6 protein-coding genes and 3 pseudogenes are annotated in these 10,854 nt (G+C 49.3%); 5 read left to right on the top strand and 4 right to left on the bottom strand.

Annotation, left to right across the window (positions count from 1 at the left end; translation table 11 throughout):
• The 3 genes from ACP7EG_RS20840 to ACP7EG_RS20830 all read right to left on the bottom strand — a co-directional run.
• Positions 1-3,409, bottom strand: a 3,409-nt coding sequence (locus tag ACP7EG_RS20840; RefSeq protein ID WP_426089112.1) for a condensation domain-containing protein, incomplete at its 3' end; no start/stop codon positions are given.
• Positions 3,410-3,507: 98 nt separating this feature from the next.
• Complete coding sequence (locus tag ACP7EG_RS20835) at positions 3,508-5,202, bottom strand: cyclic peptide export ABC transporter (RefSeq protein ID WP_426089111.1); 1,695 nt, start codon at positions 5,200-5,202, stop codon at positions 3,508-3,510.
• 6 nt (positions 5,203-5,208) lie between these two features.
• A complete protein-coding gene (locus ACP7EG_RS20830; protein ID WP_426089127.1) occupies positions 5,209-7,650 on the bottom strand; it encodes a penicillin acylase family protein in 2,442 nt (813 codons plus the stop codon).
• Between the two features lie 526 nt (positions 7,651-8,176).
• Here ACP7EG_RS20830 and ACP7EG_RS20825 point away from each other — a divergent pair.
• The 4 genes and pseudogenes from ACP7EG_RS20825 (at position 8,177) to ACP7EG_RS20810 (ending at position 10,238) form a co-directional block, all read left to right on the top strand.
• On the top strand, positions 8,177-9,181 hold the full coding sequence (locus tag ACP7EG_RS20825) for a cupin-like domain-containing protein (RefSeq protein ID WP_426089110.1): 1,005 nt from the start codon (positions 8,177-8,179) through the stop codon (positions 9,179-9,181).
• 150 nt (positions 9,182-9,331) lie between these two features.
• Positions 9,332-9,834, top strand: a pseudogene (locus ACP7EG_RS20820) (transposase); the annotation flags it as partial.
• A pseudogene (locus ACP7EG_RS20815) lies at positions 9,833-9,967 on the top strand (IS3 family transposase); the annotation flags it as partial. The pseudogenes ACP7EG_RS20820 and ACP7EG_RS20815, both read left to right, overlap by 2 nt.
• Entirely contained in the window at positions 9,930-10,238 is a 309-nt protein-coding gene (locus ACP7EG_RS20810) for a tyrosine-type recombinase/integrase (RefSeq protein WP_426089109.1), read from the top strand. The pseudogene ACP7EG_RS20815 and the gene ACP7EG_RS20810, both read left to right, overlap by 38 nt.
• Positions 10,239-10,378: 140 nt before the next feature.
• On the opposite strand, the gene ACP7EG_RS20805 is transcribed toward ACP7EG_RS20810, so the two are convergent.
• Positions 10,379-10,549 carry a hypothetical protein gene (locus ACP7EG_RS20805; RefSeq protein ID WP_426089108.1) on the bottom strand — a complete coding sequence of 57 codons (171 nt, stop codon included), beginning with the start codon at positions 10,547-10,549 and terminating at the stop codon, positions 10,379-10,381.
• Between ACP7EG_RS20805 and ACP7EG_RS20800 the strand changes: the two are divergent.
• Positions 10,550-10,816, top strand: a pseudogene (locus ACP7EG_RS20800) (transposase); the annotation flags it as partial. It abuts the gene before it with no gap.
• Positions 10,817-10,854: the final 38 nt, after the last annotated feature.

Raw genomic sequence — 10,854 nt, 5'->3', positions numbered from 1 at the left:
CATAGACCAGCGCCACCTGCGCTGGCGTGCGCGCCACCTGCGCTTCGAACAGCTCATGGATGCAATGCTCCTGCGGATAGTCCGCCTGCGTCGCGTTCAGCGTCTGCAACAGGTACTGCTGCTCTGCACCTGCAATCTCCAGCAATCTTGAGTACCGGACCTGTGGCCGCGCAACGAGTGCCGACAGCAATATAGAAAAGTTGGCAGCCATCCGGCTGATCAGCATTGAATCGAACAAGTCCGAATTGTATTGCCACCGCAATTCGAATCCCCCGTCAGAGGGCGTCACACTCAACGCGAGCTCATATTTCGCATACAAATCGATTTCTTCAACGGCGGAGACTTCAAGGTCATCCAGGTTTACCGTTGGCACATCGTAATTTTGAAGCGCGAGCAGCACTTGAAACAACGGTGACACTGACATATCGCGTACCGGTTTCAATGCCTCAACAACCTTATCAAACGGAAAATCTTGATGTTGGTATGCCTCGACTGCTGTAGTCCGTGCCTGAGCAAGCACATCCAGGAAGCAAGGATCGCCAGACATGTCACCACGCAATACCACGACATTGACGAAAAAACCGATCAGATCGGCTACTTCCGCATGACGCCGATTGGCAATGGGCGTGCCGATCACGATATCAATGTCGCCGCTATAGCGCGCCAACAGCAGGGAAAATACCGCGTACAGGCCCATAAACAAAGTGGCATCCTGTTGATTGCACAGATCCAGCAAAGCGCGGGCCGCATCAGGCGCTATGTGTGACTTGAAGGAAGCACCGGCAACACTCATGCGGGAAGGGCGAACACTTGCCAGTGGTAAATTATGAACCACAGGTGCCCCATGCAGCCGCCGCGTCCAATACGCCTCGTCCTCGCTGCACACACCGCTTGCCAGCGTTTGGCGTTGCCAACGCGCATAGTCGACGTACTGCGCTGGCAGCGCCGGTAAAGCATTGCATGAGCCGTGGAAATGCGCGTTATAAAGGGCAGATATTTCCTTGAGCAACACGCCCATCGACCAGCCATCGGACGCAATATGATGCACCGTAACTTGAAGTATCTGTACATTCGGGCCGGTCCGTATAAGCGACACGCGCATCAGCAGATCCGCAGCCAGGTCAAATTGCTTAGCCGCCTCGGCATGCAAGTGTGCCCGGAGTGCAGCTGCTTCGTCCATAGCATCAGCACAATCATGTTCTGCGATGCGGAACCCCTTCGCCTGGCGCATCGCCTGCAAAGGCTCTCCATCCATGCCTGCGTAAAAAATCGTACGCAAACTATGGTGACGCTCAAAGATATCCAGGCATGCAAGATGCAGCGCATTCTTATCCAGCAACCCCGTAATGCACATCGTCACGCAAATATTATGCTGAGCGTCCGCCGCCTTATCTAACTGTGCCAGAAACCACAATCTGCGCTGCGCATAGGAGAGTGCAGCAGGCTCGGCAGCGAGTTCGGGCCGGACTACCATGGCGGAGACTTGCACATTGCTAGCTTGGTCAATTAATACTGCTAATACGGACAGTACAGGACTAGTAAATATCATTACCAGCGACAAATCGACATGCCATTGCTTACGGATTTCTACCAGCAGTCGCGTGACTGCCAGCGAATTGCCTCCAAGGTGGAGAAAGTTGGAATTGGCATGCACACCGGGACAATCAAGAATCTCGTGCCAGAGCCTTGCAAGCTGGTGTTCAGTCTCCGTAAGCAGCGGAGCATAATCATGCTCTGAGAAATCCAGAGCACTGATATGTAGAGGGGGCAGCAGTCCGTCGGAATACGCCGACTTGATCTGCGAGCGCATCACCTTGCCGCTGGTGGTTTTCAGGACCGCCCCAACGGCCGTAAAGACGATCTCGCGTATCAACACGTTAGTGGCGGAAAAAACACTATCCCGTATCGTGGCGGCAAGAACATCGAAACTGCAACTCAAAAAGCGCGGGCGCACCTCCTGAACATACACGACATCTTCCGTACCATCGCCTGGCACGCCGAATGCCACGCAGTCGCCTGCGGCCTCATACGGAAGTGAGCGTCGGCCGCTATCTTCAATATCGTGAGGGTAAATATTACGCCCCTGGACAATCAAAATATCCTTGAGTCTACCAAGTATGTAAAGCTCGCCATCGGCAAAAAAACCCAGATCGCCAGTCCGGAGATAGGGTCCGCTGCCATCTTCGGTAAAGGCGTCAAAACTCACCTGGGAAAGCTCCGGCTTTCCCCAATAACCCCGAGAAATACTTTTACCGCTTGCCCAAACTTCACCTACCAGATAGTCGGGCAGCTTTTTCAACTGATCGACAATTACAATTTCATGATTTTCTGCCGCAAAACCACAGGCAACGATATGCATGGCCCCCGGCTCCGTGCCAGCTACCGGCAAGGCCCGGCCACCTTGCAATACAGCGCCATCCACGGCCATGATGCGCGGTGGTTCAAGCAGCTCACCTGCGGACAGGAAAACCGTCGCCTCGGCCATGCCATAGGCAGGCATGAATGTGCTTTCCCGGAATCCTGCAGGTGCGTACACCGCTGCAAAATTCAGCAAGGTTTCGCTGCGAACGGGTTCGGCCGCATTCAAGGCCACGCGCCAGCTTCGTAAATCCAGGCCATCCATGACGCTAGCGGAATATTTCCGCACGCATTGATCATAGGCAAAATTAGGCCCTCCGGAAAAGGTCGCTCGATATTTGCTTATTACTTGAAACCAGAAAAGGGGATTTCTGAAAAACTTGAGCGGAGAAAAGATAATAGAGCGCGCGCCCGCATAGAAAGGGAGCAAGATGGACGTAACCATGCCCATGTCGTGGAATAATGGCAACCAGTTCACAAAGACATCGCCATCATTCGTTTCAGTGGCAGTCCCGAGAGCCTGTACGTTGACGACGATATTCTCGTGGGAGATCATCACGCCTTTCGGCGATCCCGTCGATCCGGAACTGTATTGCAAAAATGATAAATCCTCAGCAACTGGAAGAGAAAGCTCCATTGCAGCCACGACATTTGTCCGGATATCGGAAAACAGTAAAAACAGCAAATTTTCTGCTGCAAATTCTGCTTCCTGCCCTTGACTCAGCCGGTCCCCTAGAATAGCGAGGCGCGGACTGCAGTCAGCAATGACATTTTTCACCTTGCCGCCCCGGTCGTTGGTCTTCGGCGGATACAAGGGAACAGCCACCAACCCCGCATACAGGCATGCCCAATAAAGTTGGATATATTCAAGCCCTGACGGCATCAACAGTAAAACCCGATCACCTTTTTCTGCAAGTTGCAACAGACCATGTGCCAATCGTTCGGCCGATTCATGTAGCTGTCGATAACTTAAATTTGACTCCGCGTCCAGGTCTTCCAGATACGTGTAGCAAATTTCATCGGGGTGCAAAAGCGCGCGTTGCTTCAGCATTTCTACTATTGTGAGCATCTATTGCCTTTAAATCACTTAAAATTGAACGAGAATTTTAGCAAGCAAAAAACTTCCGAAAATAAGAAACAGTTAGACTCCTAGCATTCGACAGCCACCTCCGCAACTCCGATATCCTTCAGTTCGACGTTTCCGACACCACCATTTTCCATCGTGACAATCTGATCTGCATATTTATAATAGCGATCATCGTGCGATATAACGATGATTACCTTATTTTTTCTTTTCAAATCAGGCAATATTTTCGTATAAAAAATCTCTTTAAACCTGGGGTCTTGATCTGCAGCCCATTCATCAAAAATACATATATCCCGGTCTTCCACCAACATGACCAATAACGCCAAGCGTTTTTTTTGACCATCAGATAAATTCGTAGTCGTAAAGCAATCCCCTACCATGGAAACTTTTTTATCCAACTCAAGGTACTTCAAATATTTTTCTATTTCACCAATACGTATTTCCCCCTGATCAATATATAGTCTCTTGAAAAGGTAATAATCAGAAAATATCGCAGAAACAAACCTCCTGCCAGATTCAATATTCGCGCCATCGATGATGGTTTTCCCAAGCAAAATCTTTCCACTTGATGGATAGTAGTGAAAAGAAAGACATTTGCTCAAGGTCGACTTTCCAGATCCATTACCTCCAACAATAAAACTAATCTGACCTCGCAGGAATCTCAAATTAACGTTCCTCAGTCCGAAGTCACTTTCATTTTCGCTATATGAATAGCTCACATCGCGAACCTCCATCCACTCCCATGCCGGGACGTCGACGGAGACATTATCAGAAACACCAACAGTTATCTCCTGATAGAATTCATGTAATTTTTGTAGTGAAATTTGACCGCGCCTGACAGTTCCCATGGCACTCAGTATCAAGCCAACCGGTCCTACCAGATATAACAATGCCATCGCAATCCCCAATAACTCATTGGACGTCATCGCAAAGATATACCTGAAATAAAATACGACAATTCCAATAACTAAAAATGAAATTACCTCACCATAGCTTTGCAGAAAAATAACAAACAAATTTCCCTTAAGGTTATCGCGCAAAGAATTATTTTCAGGAAACAACAACTCCTGTTCGAAATAAGCTTCATATTTTTTACGATTCAATTTTAATTCTTTTGCACCATAAACTAAGCCACTCACCCCTTGCTGCACAAAATCATAGCTCTCCCGAGAGTTTTGAAATAGCCGCGTCACAATCATCAGTGGTATCTGATACGTCAGGATTGCAATCACCAAGGCCGCCATGACAAACCAAAAAACTCGCATATTCAAATGTACTAGGTATCCCATCACCCCCATCACCGTGACGATGCTGATCCATATTTGTGGCAATCCTACGGCCCCGGCAGTGATTGTTGGAATATCTATATTTAATATATTAATGAGCCTAGAATGGCCTATTCTTTCCAAGTCGATCAACTTCAACATGCCGATGCGCCGATACAACCAAAGCCTGTGCTGCACCGAGGCCTGATTCGCCACATACATGGACAGAACAGTGAATAGTCCCTTCATAATCACGATGAACAAGCACGTCGCAAAAAATGCGATCGCCAAGGTCGAAGTAGGCGTCTCAGAAAAAGATGGAGCCACCAAGGTTCTTGTTTCAGCTACATCCACATCGGTGGAAACCGAATACATCAAGAATGGAACCAACAACGAATATAAAACCCCGGTTATCGCTCCTAGTACAATGGAAATGAAAAATATATTTGGCGATGACTTCCAAAAAAGATCGCTAAGACGCTTGAGCTCCATGAGGGATTACCTATTTTCTTTAGTCAACGGCAAGATAAATAACTGCTTTTCTGACATGCTACGATTGACTCCAGGCAAGCTTCCCGGCTGCTCCGAGCGGATTTGGAAACGCGATGGAAGCGCTCCAGTAGTGGATACATTAGGTTGTGGCCTCGGGCCATCTTCAGTACCAAGATCAACGAGCCAACGATCCCCTGCCGCATCGGCACGCACGCCAGAAAACTGCCTGAAAACCCCATCTATGGATTGGTCTTGGCGTATACATGTCCAGGTAAAGTCATGCGCGCGAGCATCCGAGGCTGAGCCGAGCCTATTTAGAAAACGATTGGCCGCGGGCAATTCTCCAATGCTTCCCTCGCCGCGATGGCGACCCGCCCTGCAAAGTGAGGCAAGATTCCAATCACCCTCATTTGCTCCAATCAACGTAGTCAAATCCGCCAGTGCAGCCGTCAGAGTCTTCTCCAGCAAACCATCGCAGCTCGCCTGCGATAAGCGTTTGTCCACGTTGCACCATTGCTCGCCGCGTGCCGTCATCAGATGTTCGGCAAGATCACCAGCGACAAGATAAGCATCCGAAGGCTCTTGTGCGGGACCGTTAACGGGTAGACCACCCAGGATGACCTGGCGTAAACGTGAACGCCATGCTACATAGATGGCAGGCAACATCCCTTCTTCAAGCAAACGCCCATCCCACTTTTTCAACGCTTGCAATACGCCTTGTTGCTGCGCAGAGGAAGGCTTGACGGCTCGCATCCGCATCAACGCCGCTTCGGAAGCCAAGCCAGGTGCATAATATTCCTGCAGGGCAAGTATTCCCGTGGATGAGATATGCTTGCCGGCACCGCCTGCAACGAATGGACTGGACGGTAAACCTACGCGTGCAGCAATGGCAGCGGGGCTGGAACTCCATGATTGCAGTTGAGAAAGTGTGTTTTTCTCAATGGCTAAAAAACCTTCCGGGGGATTGATTGCCCTAGGGATAGCGGAATAGTCCATAAAACCTTGCCACACCGGCCGAATGCCGCCGCCACGGATGGGTACCTTGCCATTGCCGGACGATCTGATCGGATAACGACCAGGAGCAAGGTAAGCAATATTTCCATCGATATCTGAGTAGAGGAAACTGTAGACGGGGGTTACATACGTCGACAGGGCCGAATCGAAATCGCTCCAATTAGCGGCATGATTCATCCCCATCAGGCCTGAAAATGTCCCCCCCATATCATCATCCCCAGTCCATCGCAAGGTGAGCACCTTGTTTTCCGAAATACCTGGAACGTCGCTGATCACCACGCCGTTACGGGTGCGTCGCACAAGAATTTCTTGTGGCCTGGAGGCTGGACGCAAAAATTCCTTTTTTAACTGAATCGTATCAAGACCCAGCTTCATTTCCTCGTATACGTCACCCACTTTATATTGATTCCTGTTCAGTGGATTAATTTCTTCGAGGATTAGATCCTGCGTATCAGCAGTGGCTCCGGTGAGTGTCCATGCAACTCTTGCATTCCGCCCGAAGAAAAAAATGGGCAGGCCCGGCAGGGTGGCTCCAGAAATAACCAACCTGTCACTTTTCATTTCAGAGAAATACCAAGAGACAGGAAGTGACGTGGGAGGGAAAGTATCACTTCCCAGGATAGGGAAACCATGCGCACCCCATGCACTCGCGAAAACCCAACCACGATAAGCAATGCTATTACGCGGTGCGTCTTCCGGCAAGCCGATAATTTTTGAATTGATATACTCTTTACTGAGCGCCGTTCCATTCGGACGGAATGCATCGGCCATATCACTGGGTATTCCTGGCAGCAATTCACCAGCCACATCAATTCCATACTTATTAGTCAGTAATAGGCGGCGAAGTTCATCACTTGCATTACCAGAAAAATTCCAAGCCATCAACTGAAGAAGAACTAGAGAATCGGCTGGAGCCCAAGGCTCTGGCTGAAAACCATTTATATAATAATCAAGTGGCAAGACCCTGGTCTCATGAATTCCGGAATTTACGCCATCGACATACGATTGCAGTAACACCTTGTTCTTGGCGTCCAAATTTAGCCAGATTTTTTTTGCGTTCGCATACAGCCTCAAATGCTTCATGAGCAGATCGGAGGCATATGCTCCCTTACCAAAGACCTCACTCAAGCGCCCCGCTCCCGTTCGACGAAGCATTTCCATTTCCCACAGCCGCTCTTGGGCATGCAACAGCCCCAGTGCAAAATACGCATCATGTTCAGTGATTGCCTCAATGCGCGGCATGGCCCCTTCAGCGCGATAAATACTGACAGAGGCATTCAATCCGGCAAGACGCAATTCGCCACTTCTAGTTGGACCGCCGCGCAATATAAATATAGCCAGGATCAACAGAAATAAAAGAACAGGCATTGCAACAAACAAAACAAACCGGTTCAAAAACGGAAATCTTTCCCAAAAACTCGAACTCCGCAACATCAAATGCAGTCCTTTTCTTTTGAAATACTATAAATTCCCGACACCAAAATGCATAAGTGCAACAGGATACACTATCAAGAATGACAGTCCATTGAAACGGAATTAATTACCGTTTCTTCCTTTGACAACCCACCCAATGGCAATGCGTAACGTTCCAGATTTCTCCACTCATGCTTGCAGCATGCGCCACTCGTCACCAGGTTTTTTGCATGCCTTGCTTCTGATCCAACAAACGCTATTGTCTTTTCTTAATTTTAATGTTATACATTAAATATCCTAATCTGGCAATAATTTATTTCAATCGAACGATGCCACCGTTTTGGGCGAATTTTCGTGAACCGCAGAGAGCAAGTGAGCGGGCGAGTGAGCGATAGTTGGTCAACCAATGAACGCGTTCTCAGGAACACAGAAATTTGTAATACTATTTGCAATTTCATATCGTGCAACAGAACAGGCTACCGCCCTCCCACCCTATATCGACGGTAACCACTACGAAAATAATTATATTTTAAGAAATTGGAAGAATATGACCAGCAAGAAGACCAAAAAAGAATTAACCTATATTTCCAAGGAACTCTGCCCTTGGGATTTGTCCAAAACACCTAATTACAAAAATGCCTTATCAATTCCTGTAATATCTGCTGCCGATCTGAATCCGCAGGAGTTCTATCGCAATTACGTTGCATTAAACAAACCCTGCCTGCTGCAAGGTGCCGTAAAACACTGGCCAGCGTACAAGAACTGGTGTTCGCTTGAGTACCTGAAACGCGAAACAGAGAACCCGGCCATGAAAGCACGCGTTGCGCCCGCATCGGAATATGCGCATATGGCTGAGAAGGACATAGTGCCCACCCTACAGCAACACAATATCGACATTTTCCAAGAGCTGACGTTTCATGAATTTCTGGATCGTGCCCATACCAAATCTGAACAACTGGTGTTGCATAGCATCCCTTTACTTCCTGGTCATGCATTGGGGGAGCTCTGCAAGGATCTCAGCTGGTATAGTTTCCTGACGGAATGGAAGGGCTCCCGGATGTATCCTCGATTTCGTGCCTTCTTTTATCGCAATTCCTACACAGATTGGCATTTCCACCCCACGGATGAAGCCTTGATGTCGCAGGTCGTAGGCAGCAAAGAAGTATTGTTATTACCTCCAGACAGCAAGACATGGGATGCGCTCTATCCGCCAGCCACGAAAACTGGATATTTATACAATGTCGATACGGAAAAGTTTCCGAAAATTCAGGCCGTCATGCCATATCGTGTCACAGTCCACGCAGGCGATGCCCTCTACATTCCGGTTTACTGGTGGCATGCAGTCGCATCTGTCGATGACCATTTTGGAATTACCGTCGCATCCACGTTCAAGTCGCCCGTTCATGTAAACGGCGACCTACGTTATCCCGGTGCACGCTACATCATGCGACGGTTCCTGTTTACACGCTTCGCCCCAATGATGCTAACTGGCGTCGCCTATGCCTATGCACATCGCTTATACAATATATTTGGCAAAAAACGGCTCGCTTGAGCAAGGGTGACATTCAGCAAGAACTGGCCCTCCCCTGCGGCCCCGAGCTCTTCCGTTTTACTCAACAGCATGCTACGGCCACAACATCGTTCTGAATCACCACGACCATCGTAGACACTCCTGAGCCATAATTTAGGCAAAGAAGAAATCATGAGTGGTAAGCGTTACACGGAAGAATTCAAGGTGGCAGCGGTCAAGCAGGTTGTTAAGCACGGGCACCCGGCGGCCGAGGTCGCTGAACGGCTTGCTGTCAGTATCCACAGCATCTATGCGTGGACAAAGCGGCACGGCGTACCCGAAGCCGAGCGCAAGGTCCAGGACGCCCCGTCCGACGAGATGCGGCGACTGAAGGCCGAATTGAAGCGCGTCACCGAGGAGCGCGATATCTTGAAAAAGGCTGCGGTGTACTTTGCCAAGACGTCCGGGTCAGGTACGCCTTCATTCAGGAAGTACAGGACGAATTTCCGGTGCGGCGCTTGTGCAAGATGATGGGAGTTCATCCCAGCGGTTTTTATGCGTGGTGCCTTCAGCCGGAAAGCAAGCGGGCCAATGAAGACCAGCGCCTGCTCGTTCACATTCAGCAGTCATGGCTGGAAAGCGGCACAGTCTATGGCTACCGCAAGGTCGCCGACGATCTGCGCGACCTGCGAGAGGGATGACGCCAGGCAGGACATCTTCGACTACATCGAGATGTTCTACAATCCGAAACGCCGTCACGGATTTAATAACAGGCTTTCGCCAGTAGAGTTTGAGCGAAGGCATTTTGAACGGCTCGCGGGTGTCTAGTGAACTTGTAGCGATTCAGGAGATGACCTTGTACGGTGTGCAGTCATCGTGGCGCCGCGCGCGCGTGAAGGCGGGCATGCCTCATGTGAATTTCCATGGCCTGCGCCGTTCTTGCGCGAGCATCATGTTGGGCTTGGGCGTGGACCTCTACACCATCAGCAAGATTCTCGGGCATGCCAATGTGCAAACAACCCAGCGCTATGCCCACCTGCAGGTGGATGCTCAGCGCATGGCGCTGGATAAACTTTCGGCACTGGTGGTGGCGAAGTAAATTACACCCGAAATTTACACTCATAAAAAAATCCCTCTATTTTACTAGATGGCTTTCATGTAACCACTTGATTTTATTACGAATTATGGTAGAAGTGCAAGTTTCGAATTGGAAACAAAGTAACCATAGATCACAATAGCCTACAACAGCGAAGTGTAAAAACAAGCAACTTCCAGTATCTTTGGCGCTAAAGTGATCTGACGCGATCTTCCATTGCTCAAAATTTCACCAAAAGTATCACAAGCATATGAAGCTAAAAAATAAAATAACAGAGGTGTTTTGGCAATGTTCAGCATTTCCATTTCAGGCATATTGATCGCCATCCCAGGCTGAAACATGATGCCCAGTTTCTTGTCAGCATCCCTGGTGTTGGCATGGCCACAGCCGCAAGAATCCTGGGACAGTTAGGCGACATTCGTCGGTTTTGCAACGCCAAGGCATTTGCTGCCTTTCTTGGCGTCACTCCTCGTCAGCGCAATTCCGGCACTTCAGTGAAGGGGCGCACGATAATCAGTCGTACCGGCAATACCTCGCTGCGCGCCGCGCTTTACATGCCCAGCTTGGTCGCACGCCGCCACAATCCCATTCTCTGCCGTTTTGCCGAACGCTTGCCTGC

The sequence above is a fragment of the Janthinobacterium sp. PSPC1-1 genome, from assembly GCF_049897625.1.
Taxonomy (GTDB): Bacteria; Pseudomonadota; Gammaproteobacteria; order Burkholderiales; family Burkholderiaceae_D; genus Janthinobacterium; species Janthinobacterium tructae.
Note: the sequence above shows the minus strand (reverse complement) of the source record. Positions and strands in the feature narration are given on the sequence as shown.